The 23,847-nt window shown below is 42.3% G+C and carries 28 protein-coding genes; 22 read left to right on the top strand and 6 right to left on the bottom strand.

From position 1 onward, the window contains the following. Positions 1-39: 39 nt before the first annotated feature. The gene (locus BLW49_RS10490; RefSeq protein ID WP_090724463.1) at positions 40-399 is read right to left on the bottom strand and encodes a MerR family transcriptional regulator; all 360 of its coding nucleotides are present in this window, start codon (positions 397-399) and stop codon (positions 40-42) included. A gap of 120 nt (positions 400-519) precedes the next feature. On the opposite strand from BLW49_RS10490, the gene BLW49_RS10495 reads away from it, so the two are divergent. Both BLW49_RS10495 and BLW49_RS10500 read left to right on the top strand, forming a co-directional pair. Continuing rightward, a complete protein-coding gene (locus BLW49_RS10495; protein WP_090724464.1) occupies positions 520-1,158 on the top strand; it encodes a nitroreductase family protein in 639 nt (212 codons plus the stop codon). A 123-nt stretch (positions 1,159-1,281) separates the two neighbouring features. After that, entirely contained in the window at positions 1,282-1,824 is a 543-nt protein-coding gene (locus BLW49_RS10500; protein ID WP_090724466.1) for a hypothetical protein, read from the top strand. A gap of 1 nt (position 1,825) precedes the next feature. Here the strand turns inward: BLW49_RS10500 and arsC are convergent, their stop codons facing one another. Genes arsC through BLW49_RS10515 form a run of 3 tightly spaced genes read right to left on the bottom strand, consistent with a single transcriptional unit; the run spans position 1,826 to position 3,913 of the window. Beyond that, positions 1,826-2,248 carry an arsenate reductase (thioredoxin) gene (gene arsC, locus BLW49_RS10505; protein WP_177178703.1) on the bottom strand — a complete coding sequence of 141 codons (423 nt, stop codon included), beginning with the start codon at positions 2,246-2,248 and terminating at the stop codon, positions 1,826-1,828. Positions 2,249-2,288: 40 nt separating this feature from the next. Continuing rightward, positions 2,289-3,581: an arsenic transporter gene (locus tag BLW49_RS10510; RefSeq protein ID WP_090724469.1), complete on the bottom strand. Its 1,293-nt coding sequence runs from the start codon at positions 3,579-3,581 to the stop codon at positions 2,289-2,291. 14 nt (positions 3,582-3,595) lie between these two features. Further along, positions 3,596-3,913: an ArsR/SmtB family transcription factor gene (locus BLW49_RS10515; protein WP_090724471.1), complete on the bottom strand. Its 318-nt coding sequence runs from the start codon at positions 3,911-3,913 to the stop codon at positions 3,596-3,598. 237 nt (positions 3,914-4,150) lie between these two features. Here BLW49_RS10515 and BLW49_RS10520 point away from each other — a divergent pair, with 237 nt between their 5' ends. The 4 genes from BLW49_RS10520 (at position 4,151) to BLW49_RS10535 (ending at position 7,601) form a co-directional block, all read left to right on the top strand. After that, entirely contained in the window at positions 4,151-4,486 is a 336-nt protein-coding gene (locus tag BLW49_RS10520; protein WP_305728141.1) for an ArsR/SmtB family transcription factor, read from the top strand. Between the two features lie 65 nt (positions 4,487-4,551). Next, positions 4,552-5,883 (top strand): NAD(P)-binding domain-containing protein, encoded by a 1,332-nt coding sequence (locus tag BLW49_RS10525; RefSeq protein ID WP_090724474.1) that lies wholly within the window; start codon positions 4,552-4,554, stop codon positions 5,881-5,883. 232 nt (positions 5,884-6,115) lie between these two features. Then, on the top strand, positions 6,116-6,955 hold the full coding sequence (locus BLW49_RS10530) for a sensor histidine kinase (protein WP_090724476.1): 840 nt from the start codon (positions 6,116-6,118) through the stop codon (positions 6,953-6,955). Next, a complete protein-coding gene (locus BLW49_RS10535; protein WP_371264544.1) occupies positions 6,948-7,601 on the top strand; it encodes a response regulator in 654 nt (217 codons plus the stop codon). The genes BLW49_RS10530 and BLW49_RS10535 overlap by 8 nt, the downstream gene beginning before the upstream one ends. 107 nt (positions 7,602-7,708) lie before the next feature. Here the strand turns inward: BLW49_RS10535 and BLW49_RS10540 are convergent, their stop codons facing one another. After that, positions 7,709-9,082 (bottom strand): PepSY-associated TM helix domain-containing protein, encoded by a 1,374-nt coding sequence (locus BLW49_RS10540; protein ID WP_090724479.1) that lies wholly within the window; start codon positions 9,080-9,082, stop codon positions 7,709-7,711. 320 nt (positions 9,083-9,402) lie between these two features. Between BLW49_RS10540 and BLW49_RS10545 the strand changes: the two genes are divergently transcribed. From BLW49_RS10545 to BLW49_RS10570, 6 genes are read left to right on the top strand one after another with little or no spacing between them, the layout of a single operon-like run. Continuing rightward, positions 9,403-10,788, top strand: a complete 1,386-nt coding sequence (locus BLW49_RS10545) for a right-handed parallel beta-helix repeat-containing protein (protein WP_090724481.1) — start codon at positions 9,403-9,405, stop codon at positions 10,786-10,788. Further along, positions 10,785-11,366 (top strand): nitrous oxide reductase accessory protein NosL, encoded by a 582-nt coding sequence (locus BLW49_RS10550; RefSeq protein WP_090724483.1) that lies wholly within the window; start codon positions 10,785-10,787, stop codon positions 11,364-11,366. Before BLW49_RS10545 ends, BLW49_RS10550 begins: the two co-directional genes overlap by 4 nt. 20 nt (positions 11,367-11,386) lie before the next feature. Continuing rightward, positions 11,387-12,208 (top strand): ABC transporter permease, encoded by an 822-nt coding sequence (locus BLW49_RS10555; RefSeq protein WP_090724484.1) that lies wholly within the window; start codon positions 11,387-11,389, stop codon positions 12,206-12,208. Next, the gene (gene ccmA, locus BLW49_RS10560; RefSeq protein WP_090724486.1) at positions 12,201-12,911 is read left to right on the top strand and encodes a heme ABC exporter ATP-binding protein CcmA; all 711 of its coding nucleotides are present in this window, start codon (positions 12,201-12,203) and stop codon (positions 12,909-12,911) included. The genes BLW49_RS10555 and ccmA overlap by 8 nt, the downstream gene beginning before the upstream one ends. A gap of 10 nt (positions 12,912-12,921) precedes the next feature. Continuing rightward, a complete protein-coding gene (locus tag BLW49_RS10565; protein ID WP_256209699.1) occupies positions 12,922-13,446 on the top strand; it encodes a redoxin domain-containing protein in 525 nt (174 codons plus the stop codon). A gap of 39 nt (positions 13,447-13,485) precedes the next feature. Then, positions 13,486-13,944 (top strand): disulfide oxidoreductase, encoded by a 459-nt coding sequence (locus tag BLW49_RS10570; RefSeq protein ID WP_371264545.1) that lies wholly within the window; start codon positions 13,486-13,488, stop codon positions 13,942-13,944. Between the two features lie 170 nt (positions 13,945-14,114). On the opposite strand, the gene BLW49_RS10575 is transcribed toward BLW49_RS10570, so the two are convergent. Then, positions 14,115-14,624: a hypothetical protein gene (locus tag BLW49_RS10575; protein WP_143042108.1), complete on the bottom strand. Its 510-nt coding sequence runs from the start codon at positions 14,622-14,624 to the stop codon at positions 14,115-14,117. Between the two features lie 130 nt (positions 14,625-14,754). Here BLW49_RS10575 and BLW49_RS10580 point away from each other — a divergent pair, with 130 nt between their 5' ends. From BLW49_RS10580 to BLW49_RS29170, 10 genes are all read left to right on the top strand, one after another. After that, positions 14,755-15,507, top strand: coding sequence for an alpha/beta hydrolase (locus BLW49_RS10580; RefSeq protein WP_090724489.1), 753 nt, complete (start codon positions 14,755-14,757; stop codon positions 15,505-15,507). Between the two features lie 72 nt (positions 15,508-15,579). Next, positions 15,580-16,026 carry a VOC family protein gene (locus BLW49_RS10585; protein WP_090724491.1) on the top strand — a complete coding sequence of 149 codons (447 nt, stop codon included), beginning with the start codon at positions 15,580-15,582 and terminating at the stop codon, positions 16,024-16,026. Positions 16,027-16,143: 117 nt separating this feature from the next. Beyond that, on the top strand, positions 16,144-16,776 hold the full coding sequence (locus BLW49_RS10590; RefSeq protein WP_090724492.1) for a LysE family transporter: 633 nt from the start codon (positions 16,144-16,146) through the stop codon (positions 16,774-16,776). Between the two features lie 85 nt (positions 16,777-16,861). Then, on the top strand, positions 16,862-17,698 hold the full coding sequence (locus BLW49_RS10595) for a manganese catalase (protein ID WP_090724494.1): 837 nt from the start codon (positions 16,862-16,864) through the stop codon (positions 17,696-17,698). Between the two features lie 229 nt (positions 17,699-17,927). Then, the gene (locus tag BLW49_RS10600; RefSeq protein ID WP_090724496.1) at positions 17,928-18,500 is read left to right on the top strand and encodes a DUF6609 family protein; all 573 of its coding nucleotides are present in this window, start codon (positions 17,928-17,930) and stop codon (positions 18,498-18,500) included. 162 nt (positions 18,501-18,662) lie between these two features. After that, positions 18,663-19,430, top strand: coding sequence for an IclR family transcriptional regulator (locus BLW49_RS10605; RefSeq protein ID WP_090724497.1), 768 nt, complete (start codon positions 18,663-18,665; stop codon positions 19,428-19,430). Between the two features lie 233 nt (positions 19,431-19,663). Continuing rightward, entirely contained in the window at positions 19,664-20,395 is a 732-nt protein-coding gene (locus tag BLW49_RS10610; RefSeq protein ID WP_090724499.1) for a type 1 glutamine amidotransferase, read from the top strand. A gap of 223 nt (positions 20,396-20,618) precedes the next feature. Further along, positions 20,619-23,066: a heavy metal translocating P-type ATPase gene (locus BLW49_RS10615; RefSeq protein ID WP_090724500.1), complete on the top strand. Its 2,448-nt coding sequence runs from the start codon at positions 20,619-20,621 to the stop codon at positions 23,064-23,066. Positions 23,067-23,229: 163 nt separating this feature from the next. Then, positions 23,230-23,469, top strand: coding sequence for a hypothetical protein (locus BLW49_RS29165; protein WP_256209700.1), 240 nt, complete (start codon positions 23,230-23,232; stop codon positions 23,467-23,469). Positions 23,470-23,583: 114 nt separating this feature from the next. After that, complete coding sequence (locus tag BLW49_RS29170) at positions 23,584-23,778, top strand: hypothetical protein (RefSeq protein WP_256209701.1); 195 nt, start codon at positions 23,584-23,586, stop codon at positions 23,776-23,778. The last annotated feature ends 69 nt before the right edge of the window (positions 23,779-23,847 follow it).

Consider the following 23,847-nt stretch of genomic DNA (forward strand, 5'->3'; position numbering starts at 1 on the left):
TCCCGCGCTTTTTTGCATTTTCGAGGAGCTTCCACGGTCTCAGCACTCTTTGTGAAACTTTGCTGTACCTTCCAAGATCGTTTTCAAATATTGCTCAGACCGGTTCAATTGATTCTTAAGGTCATTGATTTCTTTGACTTTTTGCTTAACGAGCTTAAGCTTGTCCTCATATGATAGGTTAATCTCCTCATTTACTAGCAGACTCAGCTCTTCTATAGAAAAATCTGCAGATAGCAGTGCCTTCACATCGTTCAGATACTCCACAATTTCCTCTGAATATACACGATAATTATGTATATCTCTATACATATAGCTGCCCGGAATCAGCTGCTTGCGCTCATAAAATCTTAAGGTAGATATCGGCAGACCCGTTAATTTCGAAACATCATTTATTCTCATAATGATCCCTCTTTAACTTCTTGCTATAAACTTAGGTTCATAGCTCATAATGTGATCATGATAACGAACGGCATATCAAATGTCAAAAAAAACTAACGTTATCACGAAGGAGAGAGTCATATGTTCAACTATATTCAAAGTAATGATTTCACGGATATCGTGAAGGGACGTCGTTCAGTTCGCAATTATGATGAGCATTATAAAATTCCGAGAGAAGAGATTACTGAAATAATATCGGAAGCCAGCCTGGCTCCTTCCTCAGCTAATATGCAGCCATGGCGAGTCGTCGTCGTGGACACTCTGGAAGGGAAGAATAAGCTTACACCCTTAGTTCGGTTTAATACACTTCAGAATAGTACCTCTTCAGCGATGCTATTAATTTTTGGAGACACATCAAGTTATCTATATGCAGAAGAAATATACAACACGGCAGTAGAACAAGGATTAATGCCTGCGGATGTGCGAGATCGGCAGCTTGAAACCATATCGTCGATTTTTCCAACACTGACAAAAGAAATGAAAGTGGAAATTGCGAAAATAGACAGCAGCCTCTTTGCGATGCAGCTTATGTTAGTCGCCCGCGCACATGGATATGATACCAATCCAATGGCAGGCTTTGAAGCAGATCAGTTAGCCCGCGCGTTTGAATTAGATGAGGAGCGTTATGTTCCGGTTATGATCATCTCCATCGGTAAGTCCAAAGAGGAGGGATATGAATCCATTCGATTAAATGCCGAGAAGATTACATTTTGGGCATAACCTCTGATATGCATATAAGGCTGCTGATGATTCCGCAGCCTTATTCCCGGGTGCAGGATTGTTGAGTGACAACATAGAATTACAACATTTGACAATTGATTTCTTCGAGAGGTGGCAACCCCTATGGCTAGAATGATGAACAAACGAGAATTTATTGAGATTACCGTGAGAGAGGAACGCTCTGTTGTCATTAGAGTCAAAGATCATAATGAACTTGTCCGTGGCGTTTCCAAACATATGAATGATCACTGCTTGTTCATAGACTCAGAAGAAGGTAACCGTCTGCAGTATGAGATGAATGATATCATTGAAGTCTTCGCGATCCAATCATTGACTCCTTCTCAAATGTCGGTACAAACTCATCTTGCCCAGTCTACCGATAGCGATGATGACCTAGACATCCTGGTACAGGAGTTCAATGGTTTAACTGAAGATCATCAGCTTCGGCTAACGACCAGATTATCTCAAATATTTAAAAAGGATGTGCTCATTTCAATCTCGGAGCTGGAAACCTACAGTCCTGCCGAGATTTGCATGCTTACGGACATCATAAACGGATATATTCTTACTGTAAGAACACCAGATCTATTTCCTAAATCAATTCACACGATGGATTTACCTTCAAGAATTGAGTTTGGACATCGCCCACCCATGGAAGAGGAATAAGTTAATTGCCAGACTCCACAAAACTTTGAATGCGTGCTTTAATGTCATCACGGACAGATCTGAACTCGCTCATGATTTCTTCTTCCGTTCCTGTTGCTTTTGCCGGATCCTCAAATCCCCAATGCCATTTGATAACCTCTGGATTGGATATTACCGGACAATGCTCATCTGCGTGACCGCATAGAGTTATGACATAATCAGCACGGTTAAGGATAGCTGGATCAATTACATCCGAGGAGTGACTAGTGATGTCAATTCCTGCTTCTTTCATCACTTGCACAGCTCTAGGATTAAGACCGTGAGCTTCTAATCCGGCGCTTTTCACTTCATACTTGTCACCGCCAAGCTCCTTCAAGAATCCATCGGCCATTTGGCTGCGACAAGAATTTCCTGTACATAAAAAGTATACGAGTTTTTTCTCCATGTTCATTCTCCTTTGGTAATCTTCGTTTGTATATTTGCAATCAATAAATTAGGGTTAGCCAAAGGTACAGGCCGAGCAAAGTAATTAAGAGTACCGGCAAGGTAAGTACAATTCCAACCTTGAAATAATATCCCCATGTTATTTTGACGTTCTTCCTAGCCAGCACATGCAGCCATAAGAGGGTTGCGAGCGAACCGATAGGCGTAATTTTTGGGCCGAGGTCCGAACCAATGACATTGGCATAGATGAGAGCTTCTCTTAATACACCTTGTGTGTTGGTTGCTTGAATCGCTAGAGCATCAATCATGACCGTTGGCATGTTATTCATTACGGAAGAGAGCAAGGCGGCTACAAAACCAGCACCGATCGTGGCAGTAAGAAGTCCTTGATCCGCAAGCCATTGGAAGAGGTGGGCAAGCTCATCCGTCAAACCTACATTACGGAGACCATATACAACCACGTACATGCCGATCGAGAATAACACAATCGACCATGGCGCTCCTTGAATGACCGATTGAACGTTGACTACCGGACTGTATCTAGCTCGTACATTAAATACAATTGCAGCAACTCCAGCCATGATGGATACAGGGACATTGATAAATTCACTCAGCAGGTAAGCAGCGAGCAGCAGCCCAAGAATCATCCAAGATAACTTAAACATACGCGGATCTTTAATGGCTTCTCTTGGATGCTTAAGCTGTTGCAGATCTACCGTTTTGGGAATGCTCTTTCGAAATAGCAGAAATAATACGAGCAAGCTGCTGCCAATGGAGAACAATGTCGGTACGATCATTCTGCTAGCATACTCGACAAAACCAATGCCGAAGAAATCCGCCGAAACGATATTTACTAAGTTACTGACGATTAGAGGAAGGGATGCAGTATCTGAAATAAATCCGCTGGCCATGATGAAAGGTAAGATCATTCGATCATTGAACTTCAAGGCTCTAACCATAGCTAATACAATCGGAGTTAAGATAAGGGCTGCTCCATCATTGGCAAAAAATGCAGCAACAGCAGCTCCAAGCAAGATCACATAGATAAACAACACTCTTCCATTTCCGTTGGAGAAGCGGGCCATATGAAGGGCAGCCCATTCAAAGAACCCGATCTCATCCAGAACGAGGGAGATCAGTATAATGGCCACGAAGGCAAGCGTCGCATTCCAGACGATGCCGGTCACATCCCAAACATCCTGCAGACTCACAATGCCGCACATCAGTGCTAAGACCGCACCACCCATGGCAGAATAACCGATGTTTAATCCTTTAGGCTGCCATATTACAAAAACAAGAGTAACCAGAAATATAAGGCTTGCTGTCAATAACATCATTTCCTCCTTAGCTACCGGCAACAATCAGGATCCAGCTGGTCGATTTGCTTCTTCATTGAAGGCATCTCATCCAATATCCCCTGTAGGTAAGGCTTTTCATCCATATTGAGTGAATAATAAACCCATTGCTTCTTTTTGGTCTCCGTTACAAGTCCTCCGTTCTTCAGCTTTCTTAGGTGCTGACTTACATTGGGCTGTGTCGTTTGCAGAAGATCGACCAGATCACACACACATAATTCTTTTTCCTTGAGAAGTGCCAAGATCGTTAACCTAGTTCCATCAGAGAGCAATTTCAAAGTGCTGGCTATCGCTTCTATGTCTTGAGACAAATGTATTCCACCTCACGATCAATTCCATCTTGTATTCGTCATGTCTTCATTAATTATACATAGGATTGAATATAAGTAAACAGTTATATAATCAAATGGTTATGTGATCTTTGATTAATCAAGAATTTTTGATTAAATATTGACTGTTATCTGATTTAAGTGATACAGTATAAGCGTAAATCAAATTATTTTGATATAAGCTATAAAATATGAAACAAGGAGGGTAAGCGTTTGAACATTAAGTTTCCCGATACCAACGAGAACCCCATTGATTTTTCTAAATATGAAGCAAAGTTCAAAGCACTGGCGGATCAGAAAAGACTGCAAATTATGTACGTACTTACACAGAGAGGTAATACATGTGTATGCGATTTGACCGAGATCTTTGATATGCAGCAATCCAAGCTGTCGTACCATTTGAAGATACTATTAGATGCGGGACTGATTAAGCGTGAAACAAAGGGAACTTGGAGCTATTACGAATTAAATAGTACAGAGGTAAACACTCTTCTCTCCCCGGAGCTGTGCTGTATATTCCGGAATGTAGAGGATCAAACAGGCGATTGTTGTTAAATCGCTTTTATTTTTTATGATTAATCAAAAAAAATTGATTTATTTCAAATAAGGAGGGTTTTAACATGAGTAATTGCTGTAATAGCTTGAATAAAATTGCTGTAGCTATGAATTCATCTGTGGAGCTTGTAAATGCGAATAGCGAGCTACCTGTGGCCATTATTGGAGGGGGACCAGTTGGCTTAGCTGCTGCTGCACATCTCGTTTCACAAGGCCAGCGTTTCATTTTATTTGAATCAGCTCATCAAGTTGGGGGAAATGTGACTACATGGAGTCATGTTCGTTTATTCTCACCTTGGAAGTACAATATAGATAAAGCGGCGAAGCAATTATTAGAAGTAAGTGGCTGGACGGCGCCGGATGATGAAGAGCTTCCCACAGGATCACAGCTGTTAGAACAGTATCTGATCCCTTTGTCGAATCTACCAGAAATACAGCCTTATTTTCATCTTAATACTAAAGTGACTGCTGTGAGCCGAAAAGGTTTGAGTAAAATAAAAACTGCTGGTCGCAATAACCTTCCATTTGTTCTACATATTCTTGAAAATGATATTCATACGGTGGTCGAAGCGAGAGCAGTCATTGATGCTTCAGGAACATGGGGTTCACCGAACCCCGCCGTATCCGACGGGAACTGGACAGATAGCGAGCTTAAGATACAGCACAAGATGTTCTACGGCATTCCGGATGTATTAAATGAGTACCGTACTCGCTATGCGGGTAAGCATGTGCTCGTTGTTGGCAGTGGTCATTCAGCCATCAATGCACTCCTTGCTCTGGAAAGTCTGCAGCAATTGGAGCCTTTAACCCGAGTAACCTGGATTCTGAGAAAAGAGAGTGTAAGTGAAGTTTACGGAGGTCAAGAAAATGATGCTTTGGCTGCACGCGGAGCTCTGGGCACTCAATTATATAAGTTTATAGCTTCCGGAAAGTTACAAGTATTTTCTTCATTTCAAATTGAAAAATTTCAATACGCTGCTGACCAGATTACGATATACGGAATGCATCATGGACAAGAGATCAGAGTAAATTCGGTTGATGAGGTCATTATCAGTGCAGGTTCTCGTCCAAACCTGAGTTTTCTTAGAGAGATAAGATTGGACATGGATAATGCGATCGAAAGTGTTCGTGCACTTGCGCCACTCATTGATCCCAATATACACAGCTGCGGAACGGTAAGGCCTCATGGTGAACGAGAGCTCCGCCAACCAGAATCCAACTTTTATATCGTAGGAGCCAAGAGCTATGGCAGAGCACCGACCTTTCTACTGACGACGGGTTATGAACAGGTAAGATGCATTACCGCTGCACTCGTAGGTGATTACGAGGCAGCAGATAAGGTTGAATTAGTCCTTCCTGAAACAGGGGTATGCAGTAGCTCTAAAAGTATAAATTAAATGAGAAGCAGCTGAGAAGTGTCGTCAGCTGCTTCGATCTTTATTTCACCGAAACAAGCTTTATTTCATCAAATTCTACACCAACTTGTTTTTAAATTCATTTCATTGTAAATACACAAACTTTTCATAGTTATCTGTACATATAGCCCATTGGGGCTAAAGCGAAATCGGATCTGTTCAGCTACATTTATATAGAGACTTCAATCTCTGTGAATTAGGGGAGCGTATTCGGATGAAATATAAACAAATTAAATGGATGATATTATTTATCCCAACGTTTGTCGTTGGTCTGTGGGAGTATGTGAGACATCAGTTCCTGCTTCCGTACATTTCAATGGAGCTGGGAAATTGGCTGACACCCATCATTCTATATATGGTCAGCATCACTCTATTAAACAAGCTGTTTCATATTCTCGAGAAAAATCAAAGAGAGCTAGAGAAAGCTCGATCCATCAAAGCTGTACTAGAAGAAAGGGAAAATCTAGCACGGGAGCTGCATGATGGTATTGCTCAGTCACTGTTTCTGCTATCCGTCAAGATTGATCTTCTTGAAGGAAATGATAGCTTGAAGGATAAAAAGGAAGTATATCAGGTCAGAAAAACGGTTCATGAGGTAAATCGGTATGTAAGACAAGCTATTGCAGATCTAAGGCAAGAGTCGGTTTCGGCGGATAAACACTTGGAGCGAGAGACGATCACAATGAAGCTAAATACGATGGCACAACAATCCTTTGTTAATTTACATGTGGAGTGGTCCATCCCGGAAGACAGCTTTACGATGAAAGAGAAGGTGGAACTGCTGGCATGCATTAGGGAGGCTGTTTCGAATATTGAAAAGCATGCTGGTGCATCCAAGGGCTGGATTACGGGACAAATGTCCGATCATGGATGGGAGGTTACGATTACGGATAATGGACAGGGATTCGAGGGTGATCCATTTCAATATATCGACAGGTACGGCTTAAGCATCATGCGAGAAAGAGCAAGTGCATTGGATTGGAAGATGAGCCTGGAACGTACGGATCAGAACACGAGTGTACATCTTATGAAAGTGAGGATTAATCATGATTAAACGTGTGTTAGTTGTTGACGATCATGCTCATGCAAGGGAAGCAATATGCTCAATTCTTGGTTCAGATCCGGCGTTTAAAGTAATTGGAGTCGTGACCAATGGACAAGAAGCAATACAATTTACTGAGCAATATTTGCCGGATCTGATCTTAATGGATATTCAGATGCCAGTAATGAATGGTTTGGATGCCACACAGCACATCAAGCTGATGTATCCATACGTTAAGATCATTATGATTACGGTATCCGATGATATGGTGTATCTGCTCGAAGCTTTAAAACGGGGGGCGCAAGGCTACTTACTTAAGAATTTGGCGCCTTCACAGTGGCTGGCATACCTTCGATCCATCGTTAACGACGAAGAACCGATCAGCAGGGTCATTGCATATGAGATCCTAAAGGATGTACACGTGGAAGAACGAAAACAACCGGCGGTGCACTTGACTTCCAGAGAGAAAGATATTCTATATGGAGTAGCCGAAGGGTGGACCAATAAGGAAATCGCAGACAAGTACGAGATTTCAGAATATACGGTGAAGAACCATTTGAAGAATATACTGCAGAAGCTTCAGATGCAAAATCGAGTTCAGCTCACTAGATATGCGATAGAGCAAGGGCTGACACTTGAAAATGATAAGCGGATTTAGCACAAGGGAACTCTCAATATGGACTATTATATTGCAAATAAAAAAGCAGGCAGCTGGCTCGGTATAGAAGAGCCTGCCCTGCTTTTTCTTATTCAGTCTGTAATAGTTTAGCCTGCAAATGTTGTTGTTTTTTTATTTTTAGTCGAAATATAGATAATACTCTCAATAACAAAGATAACTAACACAGACAGACCAAACAATGGCATAAGAATGCCTAAGATCAGTAGGGTCAAGACCGCGCCAATGGACCAAGGTTTATTTGTTCGCTTCGGCAGGTTAAGATTACCTGGCTGGATTTTTTTCATCCATGACAAGAATCCCATCACTATAGCTGTGAGAAAAGCGATACAAACGAGTAAGTTCATGATTTTATTCGCCAGTCCAAATAAGTGCCCTTCATGAAGAGGAATACCCCAAGTAAACCATTTTCCAATGATTCCATAGTCGTCAAAATTCACTCTAGCAATGAATTCGCCCGAATACTGATCGAAATAAGCGGTCGTTTCTTCATACGGACTAACATCTAGACCTGTGACCCCGGTATTGCTGCCTTTGGATACGGTGAACACACCAAGTTCATCCACTGGGTACACAATGGAATAAGGCTTGGTGATATTTTCATTTTGAACATTACTGATGATGTGCTCCAAGCTTTGCTGATTTGGATTGCTTGCACGGGTATGTACTGCAGGGTGATGATCCCCATGTCCTGCTGTATGCTCAGAAACAGGTGGATTCAAGCTTCTAGTAGCCCAAGGTATCTCATCTATATCGGATTGAGGCGGGTTATTACGCAATTCTGTCCTTCCTAATTGAGGATACTCTTGTCCGAGCTTACTAATGTGACTCCCCATAAATACTGACCATGGGATTCCCGTTATAATGATAACGATTAAAGGTATGGTGATGACGAGTCCGATCATGGCATGAATCTTCTGAAATTTCAGTTTGTTGGAACTTTTTCCTGCTTTCTTTGCAAGCAGCTTCTTTTTGAATGTCATATAAATGCCTGAAATGATTAAAAATACGGTCCAGCATGCTGTTAATTCAACTAAGTATCGTACAAAAGTGCTCTCCGTAAGAAGTGAGCTATGAAAATTACGCATGAAATTTGAGTAGGTGTTTTTGGTATTCTGTGAGGTCACGATTTGATTGTTGTCATCTAGGAAAATATAAAGCGAATCTCCATCTACATTACTAATGGTGACTCTGTCGTTATAAGGCTCATCCATCATACTGATTTTACTTACAAGGTATTCAGGATATTCTTTTTCGATCGCTTGAATGGCTTCATCGATGCTTTGCTGTTCTTGTAACGGGCTTGATCCGAAGAATTCTTTTTCATAGATACTATTCTCAATATCAGTATAGAATAAAAAACCGATACCTGAGAGTGTTAATGTGAGTAGTAGAGGTGTAATGAACCAAGCTGCATAAAAGTGAAGTCTACGGAACGGATTAAATGTGTTTTTGTTGTTCATACCGGTCTCCTTTTGATAAGTACAGTTAAGTTAGTTCAATCAGAATAAGTCTAGTTTAATCGTGTGTAAATTTGAATGACCCAGAAGAGCTAGTAGAGTCTCAATGTATAAAATAGCTGTATATATCAGGGGGGATCAGGAGAATATTTAATGGGTTGCTTGTCGATTATGAGAAGGAAACTTCCGAAATTGACACATTTAAAGTGGATTTATAGCCATAGTGAGCTATATGGAAATTCATTCATATTCAGTAAAATAGGATCTGGAAATATGGCGGTATAGAAAAAGGAAGGGAGGAATACGATGGAGTCGTTTGAACGATGGGGATGAAGAAAGAAGTGACGCTTCCTAGATTTATCTTCATTTATATTGTAATCTTCGTCATCTTCTTAGGATGCTTGCTCTACACTCCTGCACAAGATCGGGCCCTCGCTTCCAGAGCGTCCGATCCTAATGCTGAAGTGACGAAGCTGCAGCCCCTGATCGATCAAGCGGGTGAGGGAGATCAGCTCGTTCTTCCTGCTGGCACTTATGCTGGGCCTGTGGTCATTGACAAGAAGATATCGATTATTGGAGAAGGAATCGTACAAATTATCAATAGAGAGAATAAGCCGGCTGTCGAGATTACACAGGATCATGTAACGATGAACAACTTAACGATCCGCCATGAGAGTAAAGGAAGAGAAGCAGGAGTGCTAGTCAGAGCAGATTATGTGACGCTCGAAGGCCTTCAGATCAGATCAGAAGGATACGGTATTGTACTTCGAGATGCACACTATAATCTGATTCATAACAACAACATTGAAGGTACCGAGGTTCGCTCTCTGGAGAACCTGAATAATGCAAACGGAATTGACTTGTTTAAGTCCAATCATAATGATATTCAAAACAATGAAATTCGTTATGTGATGGACGGTATTTATATTGAAAGCTGCCAATCTGTTCATGTCGCGTCCAATAACATATCAGATGTTCGTTATGCCGTACATTTCATGTATGTGAATGATTCTGAGATGCTGAATAATACAGGGCAGAACAATGTGACGGGAGCCATGGTCATGGGAGTGAACAACGCAACCATATCAGGGAATATTTTTCGCAAGCAAAGCAAAAACGTCAATGCACAAGGGATGTATCTATTCGATGTACATGATTCAATAATTGAGCAGAATCGATTAGAAGGAAATCGGATTGGTGTCTACATACAGAGCTCTACACATAATCAATTCAGGGAAAATGCACTGATCGAAAATTTCGTAGGCATTCAGGCGATCCATAGTGAACAAAATGTCATTGAATCAAATGACCTTATCTCCAATGTGAATGAAGCCGTTGCCATGGGCAGTAAAGATAACCAAATGAGTTCGAATTACTGGGATTCCTTTCAAGGTATAGATTCCGATGGTGACCACAGTAGTGACATTGCTCACTCGATCAATCCCTTTTATCTGAATTTGGTGAATCGAAATTCTGCTTATCAATTGTTTTTTCAGTCACCAGGATTGACCTTTCTAAGTGAGATGTTCACTCAAGACCAGCGTGCATGGTTGAAGGACCCGTCACCAGTACTCATGACCAACACAGATTTAGTTGCTGATACGAGCGAGTCAGAACGTGACTCCAATCTGTTCCTGCTTCTAGCTGGTCTGTCTATATTGTTAATTTCAGCTTATATCATTCTCTTTCTGGGGGTAAAAAGATCATGAAATTTTGGAAACTGGGGCTTACTCTTATTGCCAGCATACTAATCTTGACGGCATGTGGAGGCACAAAATACGAAGCGGTTCCTATTAATGAAGAAGTGGATGTGTGTGTAATATGCAATATGCAAGTGAAGGATGATGCGTATGCAACACAGCTCACGACCAAGGACGGCAAGAACTACAAATTCGACGATATCGGTTGTATGAACGAATGGAAAGAACAAAATGGAACAGAAAACATAGGGATGGATTTTGTGCGTGATTATAATGACAAGGAATGGATTGAGTTCAGTAAAGCAACGTATGTGTATGATGAATCCATTCGCACGCCGATGGCCTATGGTATCGTTAGCTTCAAAGACAAGGAATCAGCTGAAGCTTTTGTCTCGGAACAAGGCGTAGGGACGATTTTGACAGCAGAAGATCTGGGTAGTCATACATGGGATCAAGGGGAAGGCATGATGGATATGTCAGGAGAGGGACACGGGCATAGTCACAGTCACGATGAATCCGAGCACAGCCACGAAGAAGAGAGTCACAATCATGAAGCGGACACGGACGAACACTCAGATCACCAATAACAATTATAGGAGTTGTGATCATGAGAAACATGCTGATTGTGGCCAGACGAGAGATCAAGATGGGCTTCCGTAACCCATGGTCCTACTCTTTCCTCATTCTCTTCAGTCTATTTAGCTTGAGCTTAATGTTCATCCATGCTCAAAATTTAGTCGAAGGATATTCCGGTGTTACGAGTTCAATGTTAACCCTTGTCCTCTATTTATTACCGTTAATGACGTTGTTTATTGGCTCCTTCTCACTCACGAGTGAGAAGGAGGATGGCAACTGGGACCTGCTGACAACCTATCCATTACATACCCTTTCGTTTATTGCTGGAAAATATGTAGGATTATCAGCAGTGCTGTTCACCATTGTGGCGTTTGGCTATGGGCTGATGGGGCTTATCGGTGGTTTATCAAGTAACAGCATGACACCGAAGACCTTCATTTTGTTTATTGTCTTCTCCGTAGGACTTATTTTGCTCTATTTATCCATCGCTTTATTTGTTGGATCTGTGTCGAGGAATCGGTGGCAGGCACTGACGATCTCGGTTTCGATATGGTTCTTCACGGTCATCGGTTGGCAAACCATTCTCATTGCTGTCCTTGGACTCTTGCCTTATATATGGGTTAAGCCGCTGCTTCTAACGTTGACTGTCTTAAATCCTGCAGAGCTTATCCGATTATTTGTTGTTGTTAAATTAGGAGGAGGGTCTGTGCTGGGGCCTGAGTATTATGAATGGGTACAGTGGATTCAGCAGCCCGTCGGGACATGGATATTCCTATTGATCCTATTGATATGGATTACCTTTTCTATAACTGCAATATATGTGCTATGGGAAAGGAGCAAATCCTATGGATGAATTGGTCATAGTGAAACAACTGAACAAGTTGATTAAGAAAAAATGCATCGTCGAAGAGCTGTCGTTTACGCTTGCCGCAGGAGAAGTGCTTGCGCTCTGCGGCGGAAATGGAGCGGGGAAGAGCACGGTTCTTCGTATGCTCACCGGCATATCAGAGCCAACTTCGGGAGAGATCAGCGTTAATAAGCGCTCAAGAAGTACAGATCGTATGAAATATGCCGAGCAGCTAGGCTATATGCCGGATGATTACTCTTTCCAGCAGGGACTAACCGCCAATGAATCGCTTAAATTCTGGGCATCCATTAGACGACTGCCTCAAACAAGAGTTCAAGAAGTACTGGCGATCGTGGGGCTTGAAGATCAGAAGGAACAGAAAGTATCTACTTTCTCAAAGGGAATGAGTCAACGTTTGTTATTTGCACAAGCGATATTGTCGAAGCCGCGTTTGTTGATTATGGACGAGCCAACTAACGGTCTGGACCCTTATTGGATGAAAGAGCTTGTCAGCATCCTGGTGGAAATGAAGCAGCATGGTCAGACCGTTATTTTCTCAACTCACCAGCTGGACATCGCGGAGGAAGCGGCAGATAAGGTCATCTTCTTGAATAACGGTAAGAACGTTGGGGAAGGAACCGTATCTATGTTCAAGCAGAAGCACGGCTCACTATCCGCTGCTTTTCACCACAGTCTTGGATTGAAATGAGGTTTACCACTTGAAAAATAATACGCTTCACGTACGTAAAGTCGTTACGATGATTATTATGCTCGTCATTGTCATTGCTGTAGTATGGGCAGTGTTAGATGCTGCAGAAGATAAGAAAGCCCGATCACTTGCCGGAGGATTTGAAGTCGGAAGTACAGCCCCTGAATTTGAAGTAACGAATATGCAGGGAGAACAAGTACAGCTGCAGGATTATTTGGGTAAAAAGGTCATTATGAATTTCTGGGCTTCCTGGTGCGAGCCTTGTGTACGAGAGATGCCGTTGATCTATGATATCTATCAGTCTGGAGGGCAGGATACAGAGGTGCTGTTCGTCAATGTAGGAGAGTCCAAGGGGACGATAGCTGAGTTTCTGGAAGATCATAAGTTCGACTTTCCTGTAATTATTGACGCTACTGGAAAGGTATCTAATCTCTACCGTGTCAGTGGATTGCCAACGACGGTAACGATTGATAAGCAAGGGCAGCTGGAACAAGTTATAACGGGGGAGATAACAGATTATAGCATGTTAGAATAAAAATATATAATTGCTAACCTATTCCTGGATGGAATAGATGTGATAAGGAAGGAAGGATATGATTTGAGATTCTCGATGAAGAGTGAACATCGCTTGTATGGTGCCTGGATCGTTTCTATGGCAGCGACGTTTGGAAGCTTGTATTTCAGTGAAATCAAAGGGTATACGCCATGTGATTTGTGCTGGTATCAACGTATTTTTATGTATCCACTCACGATTATACTCGCGATCGCCTGTTACCATAAGGACCGTTCCATTACACGCTATGTCCTTCCGCTATCATGGATCGGAGGAGGTATATCTCTATTTCATATCCTGTACCAACGCTTTCATGCATTTTTTGAGGATAATTCGATCGTAGCCTGCGGTCCGACGCCTTGTGCGAGTAACTATTTTGTATGGTTCGGTTTTATTACCATTCCGGTAATGGCATTAACTGCATTTATCCTGATTACGTTGCTATTATGGAAGCTGCCCCAGTCGGAAGAAGAGGAGTAAAGCTAATTATTTGCGATTTGCGTATTCTTTAGATGAAAAAGGACAACCTTCCACCCTATTCGTGGAAGGTTGTTTGTTGTTAGTTTTTTTTAACATGTTGATTGACACTAATCCAATTTTTTCATTCGTTTTACCGCTATTAAATTTACCGATAGTATAAGGAAGACTTGTTATGGAGTCTTATTCTTGTTGATCATCGCTGCGTCAATTATATCGTAAACAATCTCCGTATTATAAATATCGTTATTGACTCTCCAGTCATCATCCTCTTTTAACATATAGATGGTTCCTTCTAGATCTAGTGTTTCATCAGCAACCGAAACTGTACCTGTATAATTCAGTTCAATTTGTGTGTCTGCTACGTTTCTTTCGGTAAATTCGAGATTGGACAGTCGCACCTCACTTTCTTTTAATTGTGCCAATTGAGATCCACGTATAAATACTCGGGTACTAACTGAACGTTCATAGAAGCTTTGAGTTGATAAAGGCTCCATTACCTCATACTTTTCGGATAGGGTTTGTTCTGTAATCTCATGAATTTGAGGGCTTTCCAATTCTGCTAGCTTATATTTCTCGGCCGCCTCAACTGCGCTTGATACATTCGAATTAGCGCATGCGGAGATCAGGAATAGCATTGTGAGTAATGCAGCTATCATGATTAAACGAGACTTTTTCATCATTAGCTCCTCTCTGGTTTGTTTAAAGGTATTTTACCATATTTAGGATAATCAAGACATACACTCACCTCGTGTTAACTTCTACTGTTTGATATACTAAATAGAGCAAAAATGTATACAAGGAGATGGACTTATGCGGGGGAATATGACAACATATCAGTTTGAGAACAGAAACATTTATATCTACACACCACCATCTTATGATGAGAATGATACGGTTTTGTTTCCCGCTGTAATCGTCCAGGATGGCAGCTATTTGTTTGCAGACTCAATGGAAGAATTGGAGTCGGATTTTGCAAGCGGTGCTACGCAAGAGGTTATATTTATTGGGATTGAACCGAACAGGCGCGATTGCGAATATACTCCATGGGAGGCAGAACCTCTGCAGGAAGGTGAAGTCTTCGGTGGAGAAGGGGATAAGTACTTGGACTTTGTGACAGAGCAAGTGATTCCTTATGCAAGGGAACGGTATCGGATTACGGAGGATACCTCCCAGATTGGAATTACGGGAGGGTCATTGGGAGCGTTGATATCGCTGTATGCTGCTTTTCAAGAGCCAGACCATTTTGGACGATTCATCATGATGTCAGCATCTCTATGGTTCGAGAAATTTGTTGCGTTTGTGGAGAGCCGTACCTTTATTCAAAATGATGTGCGCTTATACATGTATGTCGGTGAGACAGAGGGTGTAGGGCGGGATAATCTGCAGCAGTATATGGTTCCGAATACGAAGAAGGTCTATAGCATCTTAAAAGACAAAGTTCCCGGTGGAACGGATCATATTATGCTGGAGACGGACCCTGAAGGTGTTCACAGTCACCAATATTTTAACAGGTATTTCCCACATGGAATGAGATTTGCTTACCCCGGTCGCAATGTGAATTAGCGAGCTTAGTATACTTCGAATTAGGAATAGGGAAAATGATAAGATAAAAAATAGATTAGGAGCGTGTAGAAGATGGTTGGAGTAGAACTGGATATGGTCGTAACAGACAGCTTAAAAGCACTGGAGTTGTACGATGGTATATTCGATATTGAGCTTGTGGAAGCCTCAAAGCTTGCTCGAGGTGAAAATGAGGTGGTTTTTACTCTATATGGCTTCCGATTTCATCTATTAGATGAGAACCCGCAATTTCATCTGATTGCACCAACTCCTGAGCATCCTCAAACGAGCTGGGTAAATGTCACCGTTCCTCATATTAGAGAGACATATACGAAAGCGATGGAACTTGGCTGTACAGAAATACAGCCGGTAACGGAGCTGCCTGACTACGGTGTAGCTAATGCTATTTTTACAGATCCGTTCGGTTATGTGTGGATGCTGCATCAAGTATATAAAGAGGTTAGTCATGAAGAACGAATTAGGCTGTGGGAAGAGAAAAAGAAAGAACATACTAAGGATTAAGCTTGAACATTTGACCCTCAACTGAGATAAACGGTTTCTAAAATAAATTAGTCGTACAAGCCTTCTCCTGCGAATAGGATATAACGATGTAATGTTGCTATCTTAAGGAGGAGGCATATGTTAACAAGTGCTTATATTGCCTATATGCTGCTTGGTTTGTCGCTCGCCGCTCCCATTGGCCCATTGAATGCAGCTCAATTAAATATTGGGATTAGGCGGGGATTCTTTCACTCCTGGGTATTTGGTCTCGGAGCTGTGCTGGCTGACGTAGTTTATATGCTGCTTGTGTATTTGGGTGTGGTTCATTTCCTAGATACTCCGTTTGTTCAGACGTTCCTATGGTTATTCGGCTTCTTTGTCTTGGTTTATACTGGTGTAGAAAGTCTGCTGAGCAGCGGTCAAATCAAGGAGTCGCATACTTCAGAAAAAGAGCCGCTTGGCAGATCATTTCGAGCAGGATTCTGGATGTCTTTGTTTAATCCTATGTCCATTTTGTTTTGGCTTGGCATATTTGGCTCCGTACTTGCACAGGAGACTGCGGCCAAGAGCACTTCGCAGATTGTATTACTTAGCTTGGCTATTGTCGCTGGTATCCTTGTGTGGGATTTTACGGTTGCTGCCACATCAAGTTTTTTTCGTAAAGTGCTAAGTAAGACTCTGCTTAGAGGGATATCGATTATATCTGGTCTGTTTTTAATAGGTTTTGGTATCCATTTTGGTTTACAAGCCGTAAAGGTTTTATTCTTCTAGTATTTTTATATTCTGTTTAATTCTAATCTATTGGTTTAATTACAAATTAGAAAATTGTAAAAACCTTTAGATTAGGAGTGATAGGATGTTTCGGCATCAGAAAGAACTACAGTTTGAAGTAAAGGTTGATCGTCCAGATCCGATGCTGGCACGTCAGGTACAAGAAGTACTTGGAGGCCAGTTCGGAGAAATGACCGTCATGATGCAGTATTTATTCCAGGGGTTTAATTGCCGTGGTGAAGAGAAGTACAAAGATATGCTGATGGACATCGGTACCGAAGAAATTGGGCATGTGGAAATGCTCTGTGCATTGATTAGTCAATTGCTTGACGGTGTATCTCCAGACGAACAGGATGAGGCTTCGAAAGATCCAGTAACCGCAGCGATTATGGGCGGGGTTAACCCACAGCATTTGATCGTGAGTGGTCTCGGTGGACTGCCAAGTAATTCAAATGGGGTCCCTTGGAACGGCTCTTACATTGTAGCTAGCGGCAATTTGCTTGCAGATATGCGTTCGAACCTTCATGCCGAAAGCCAAGGCAGACTTCAAGTGGCAAGACTCTATCACATGACAACGGATGAAGGGGTTCGGGCAACATTCCGTAAGATGCTTGCACGTGACCGCTACCATCAATACCAATGGATGGCGGCCATTCAAGAGCTGGAGGAGAAAAATGGAGTTGTCGTTCCAGCTACCTTCCCTCCGGAAGCAGAATTAGAGTCACAGCCGGAAGCTTATGAATTCTGGAATCTGTCTGAAGGCAATGAATCCTCCGAAGGACTGTGGGCTACGGGAAGTGCTCCTGACGGAACAGGTGATTTTGTATATGTAGCAGAACCCGTTGCTAAGGGCCAAGTATATAAACCCGTAGTCCCGCCAGAATCCGTTCATCATGATCTGAATCCACAAAACAAACTTTAATCCGATCATAATCAAATTTCAGCCTTATAATTGCATGCATTATTGCAATTGTAAGGCTTTCTTGCTGAATAACTGACGAATGGATATAGGGCGGCAATTAGATAGGATATGTAAATTTTCTGTATCATGGCAGGATCAGGTTATGCTGTGCAGAATTAATCATTGATGCAGTCTGCTAAACATAGTTAGACATGATCAACCTGTTCACATTTTAAATTAGGAGGCGGATATGTTTCAAAAACTAGGATATGATCGTACGGTTCCCTTGCAATTCAACTACAAAAAGGTCTGTGGATTATGGCTGGCAATCATCGGCTCTGTCATCATCGCATCAACCATATTTGGCGGATCTTTTTACTTGAATCCTTTCATCTTTATGATAGGTTATTTCATCGGTTTCTATATTTCTTTTTTTAATGCGGGAGTTCAGCGCAGATTAGCTGAGGGTCCGAGCACTCCTTTTCAGGATCGGATGGGAAATATTGGTGTTATCGCTCTGTTTGTTTTGATGTTCTTGATTGCAGGTCCTTTTTTTCCTAGCTTAGATTGGCGGATGATCTGGCTGGGTACACTCTTGGCAACAGGTATTCATTTTTTCCTTTTTTATTATGTCCACGGTAAGTCGATGCTTGTTATCGGTTCGTTGGGCACAGTGATCGCAATAGCTGGGATGTTACTCGAATCGGTACCCTTCTCCTACTTTGGAATTGCAGATGGCGTCGCCAAGCTCGGAGTTGGTCTTTATTTATTGTTCTATTCCAAGCCAAGCAGCCAGAGCAGGGTACATCACCTTTCAGCATAACAGAGTTAACAGCATCTAGGATTACACTACAGGTAAATAAGAAGTATCTTTAAGCACAAGTACATAGATAGATTAGCAATCGCCGATTCGTTCAAGATCGATATCGTTTCACGCTTGATATGATATAATCATGGCAAAGTCCTGGACGAGGAGATGTGAACGTTGTCTGGCGTTATTAACAAAGTAGTTCAAATCTTGGATCTATTATTACCACAAGGTACCGAAAAAGATATGAGTGTAACGGAGATCAGTAAAGCGTTGAATATGCCGATACAGAGTGCACATCGATTACTCACTTCTCTAGCGGAACATGGTTTTGTGTCACAAAATGAGAAAACGAAACGATATAAACTTGGCTTGTCTCTGATGAAGTATGGCTTCCTCATGTGGGATAGTCTGATGCTGCGAACGATCGCAAGACCGTTCATGGAAGAACTATCGAAGCGCACCAAGGAAACGGTATACTTATCCGTTCGTGAAAATGCGGAAGGGATCTACGTTGATTCTGTAGACTCTCCGCAAGTTCTGAAGATCTCGGAGCCGATAGGGCTGCGCTTGCCATTATTTATTGGAGCATCGAATAGAGTGATTTTAGCCTTCCTAACGCCTCAGTTACAGAATTCATTGCTGGATTCGTTTGATTGGGAAGACGTCCCTTCTCTGAAACCGCTATCCCGATCCTATATCGAGCAAGAGCTTATAGCGATTAAACAACAAGGATATGCTATCACCACGAATGAGGCAACAGAAGGGACAACGGGAATTGGAGTTCCGATCTTTTCCTACGAGAATACAGTTATCGGTTCATTGAACGTGGCAGGACCTTCAATTCGATTCGGAGAAGAGAATATTGGTAAATATTCAAATTTGGCCCGTAAATATGCCAGCCTCATATCACACGAGCTTGGTTATCGAGGACAACACCGTTAATGATCTTCAGCTAAATCAAAATTCTAAGAAACGATCCTTTTTCTATAGAATCGTAGCAGACCCCTTCATTTTATGATTTGGGGTCTTTTTCTATGGTTGTTATCTCACTATGCGGGATACATAACAAAATTATCAATAATTAATTGTGTTAATCCCACTATGTGGGATAGCAACATTGATATTATCGTAAATTGAGATACTATAAAATTATACATATCATTCGAGGTGAGCCCATGAAAATTATTGTTTTTCGTCATTTTTCATTTGATGATCCATCTGTGATGGTGTCGTGGTCCAAGCAAGCCGGGCATGATCTAATCATACATGATCCTGCCAACGGGATACCGCAGGAATGGCTTCATTCATTTGATCTTCTTGTCATTCAAGGGGGCCCTATGAGCGTCTACCAGGAGAGTAAATACCCTTGGCTAATACAAGAGAAGTTGTTTGTAAAAAAGGCGATTGAGGCGGGGAAGAAGGTGCTTGGAATATGTCTGGGGGCACAGATGATCGCAGAAATTTTGGGAGGAGCTGTATCTCCGATTGGTGTTAATAAGGAAATTGGCTGGCATCAAATTCACAGAAATGAGGAACGTCATCCGTGGCTGACCCAGCTTCCGGAACATTTCATTTCTTTCTCATGGCACGGAGATACCTTCTCATTGCCAGAAGGCGCCAGACTATTGATGTACTCAGAAGCTTGCGGCCAGCAAGCATTTGCCTATGGTGATCATGTCCTGGCCTTACAGTTTCATTTAGAGTCGACACCCGATTGCATCCAGGAAATGCTGTCCAGATGGTCAAATGAACTGATCGATTCACCGTATATTCAGCATGATACTGAAATACGTCAAGGTATGAACCATAGCGAGCATGCGAATAGACTGTTAAGGGGAATTCTGGATCAGATTCAGATTAATGAATGTGATCACAAAACAATGGAATCTTGTATTCCACAAGCTTAAACATTTAAGATACGATTTATTGAGAAGCCTTTAATCCTATGAAAATGTAGGGTTGGAGGCTTTTTTAACCCTATGAAAGCAATGAATGCTCTTTGATGGAACAGAATAAACATTTAATGAAGGGGAATAAACGCATATAGCCCTTACGAGCCATCATGAGGATAGAAGGTACAGCGTATGATATTTAGAGGATAACGTGTAGTGAAGGAGAGCTCTATATCTTATGGACCGACTTTCGAATAATGGACACTCTACGAATCATAGACTAACAGACAAAACCTATCGGCATACGAAGCTCAAAGTGACGGGGATGTCGTGTGCAGCATGCTCAGCTCGTATTGAAAAAGCATTACTGAGATTAAACGGAGTCCATCAAGCTCATGTTAATCTGGCCACGGAAGAGGCTAAAGTGGAGTACAATCCTGCAGAGGTTAATGTAGAGACTCTTCGGAGCAGGATTGAGAATCTAGGCTTTGGGACCGTGACGGCAGTTGTTGACTTAAACATTGCAGGTATGACCTGCGCCGCATGCTCAGCCCGAATCGAAAAAAGTCTGAGCAAGCTTCCAGGTGTTACGGGTGTAAATGTGAACCTTGCATTAGAATCAGCTCATGTTGAGTTCATATTAGGAACGCTAAAAGCTTCAGATCTTATCAACCAGATCAGGCAATTGGGATATGAGGCTTATGTCCAAACAACGGATGAAGAAGCCAATGCGTTAAGAGAAGAGGAGCTACATCGAAAAAAATGGAAGTGGATCTTGTCAGCCTTACTTTCTTTTCCCTTGTTTTGGTCCATGGTTTCTCATTTTTCGTTTACTTCTGAGATATGGGTCCCTGATGTGTTCATGATCCCTATTGTTCAGTGGTTATTGGCTACGCCGGTACAGTTCTATCTTGGCGCAACATTCTATAAAGGTGCATATAAAGCGTTGAAAAACAGAAGTGCGAATATGGATGTGCTTGTCGCGCTTGGGACAAGCTCGGCTTATTTGTATAGTGTATATCAAATCTTAGGAAACAGCTTTCAACTCTATTTTGAAACGAGTGCCGTGCTGATTACGCTAATTTTGTTCGGGAAATGGCTGGAGGCTCTAGCTAGAGGAAGAACGGTAAAGTCTATCCACAGTTTGATGCAATTAGCTCCGCATACAGCAAGAGTCGTTCGAAATGGCGAAATTATTGAGATGCCTTCTGAATATGTCCACTCCAATGATCTTGTTCTTGTGAAACCAGGTGAGAAGATTCCTGTAGATGGCATCGTGGAGGAGGGAGCCTCCTCAGTAGACGAATCCATGTTAACCGGAGAGAGCTTGCCGGTGGACAAGAAGCTCGGCGACTCTGTAGCTGGAGCAACACTTAATATCAATGGCCGTCTTATCATTCGGGCGACCCAAGTAGGTAATGACAGCGCCTTAGCAAAAATCATTCATATCGTAGAGCAGGCACAGGGATCAAAGGCTCCCATTCAGCGTGTTGCGGATACCTTATCAGGAATATTCGTACCTGTCGTCATTAGTCTGGCTGTCATCACCTTTTTATTTTCATTGTTATTCGAAAGCTCAGGGAACTTGAACTCCGCTCTGGAAAAGGCAATAGCTGTACTGGTCATCGCTTGTCCCTGCGCTCTTGGCCTAGCTACTCCGACATCCATCATGGCTGGTTCGGGTCGTGCTGCTGAATTCGGTATCCTGTTTAAAGGGGGGGAATACATTGAGAATGCGGGTTACATTCAGACCGTCCTATTAGATAAAACAGGGACCGTTACTCATGGAAAGCCGATTCTGACCGATGTGATCACTTCACATGACTGGTCTTCTAACGAAATGTTGAAACGAGTAGGAATTGCGGAGTTCAGCTCCGAGCATCCGATTGCTCAGGCTATCATGAAAGGCTTAGAAGACAGAGGTATAAAAATATTGCTCCGACCGGAGCGATTCGAGAATATACCGGGTTACGGTGTTCGTGCCCGCGGTTACAGCCAGAACATTCTTGTCGGAACTCGGCGACTCCTCATGGATGCGAAGGTGGAGGTACCTGCTGATGCTTGGGTTCAAATGGCTGAGCTTGAAGGTCAAGGTAAAACCGTGCTGCTCGTGGCCATTAATAATAAATGGGCAGGAATGGTCGCTGTTGCAGATACCGTGAAAGAAACTTCTGCACAAGCTGTGGGCCGTCTTCAAGCAATGGGGATTGATGTCGTATTAATGACGGGAGACAACGAACGCACGGCTCAGGCTGTTGCAAGTCAGATAGGTATCTCCAAAGTCATTGCAAATGTTCTCCCGGAGGAGAAGGCGGCAGAAGTAAAGAGGCTGCAGCAATTGGGACAAAAGGTAGCCATGGTAGGGGACGGGATTAACGATGGACCTGCACTCGCTGTTTCTGATGTAGGCATGTCTTTAGGCACAGGTACGGAAATAGCCGCAGAGGCAGCAGATGTTATTCTCATGCATGGAGACCTGAATCGTGTTGCTGATGCGATCCAATTAAGTAAAAGAACGTTGCGTAACATCAAGCAAAATCTATTTTGGGCTCTTGCCTATAATGTGGTGGGTATTCCTGTTGCTGCTATAGGGCTGCTAGCTCCGTGGCTGGCGGGTGCTGCGATGGCATTCAGTTCTGTTTCAGTCGTACTGAATTCCCTGCGTCTTCAAAAAATGAAGCTATAGGGTCAAGATCATTCAGCAGTCGTAAGGCAACCGAGCTCCTGGCAGAGACCTTCATCGAGAGTGAACTGCTGCTCTTTCATTTTAAATCGCGGCAGGATTGATTCGTTTCATCAAGAATATTCTAATGTTTGTAAATCGCTTATATTTGAAGGAGAACAATTCTATGGGGTTTTTGTATCATTATTATGAATTGGCCAGAGGACCATTTCGCTCATTAACTGATTTGCCACTGGATGAAGCATTAATTATACAAAAGCAGCTAAAAGAAGATAAGATGTTGTTTGCGAGTAAAAGATCGGAGGATTACTTATATACTCGAATTGATTTAGAGCAAAAAGCGAGGAACATATTTATAAGTAAAGGTGGGAAACCGCCAAGAATTACCCCTCTCTATATGACGTAGGGGGAATGCGAATGGCTCAAAGAATGGTACAGAGAAGGGGAAGAGCTCAGAGTTCATATAGATGAATTTGATGAGCATGCGATTAGTTTTACATATGGAGATTTGTTTCCAACGATGCGCTATCAGGATGGAAAGCCGTATCGAGGACAGATCTATACTAAAAGCGAAATAAAAATGGTAATAGAAGAGTTTGGTCTGCCTCAGGAATGGAATATTCACGGAGAAAAGGGACCGGAGAGGTATATTGAAGTGCAGATATGGGATGATAAACCAATACACAAGTATATGCAGAGGCAAAGGAATAAATAGGAAACCAATTATTCTTGGATATCAATACAAAACAAGGGCTGGGGAGCTATTCTATCCCGGCCCTTGTTA

This window comes from Paenibacillus sp. PDC88 (genome assembly GCF_900106725.1).
In the GTDB taxonomy this organism is placed as follows: domain Bacteria; phylum Bacillota; class Bacilli; order Paenibacillales; family Paenibacillaceae; genus Paenibacillus; species Paenibacillus shunpengii.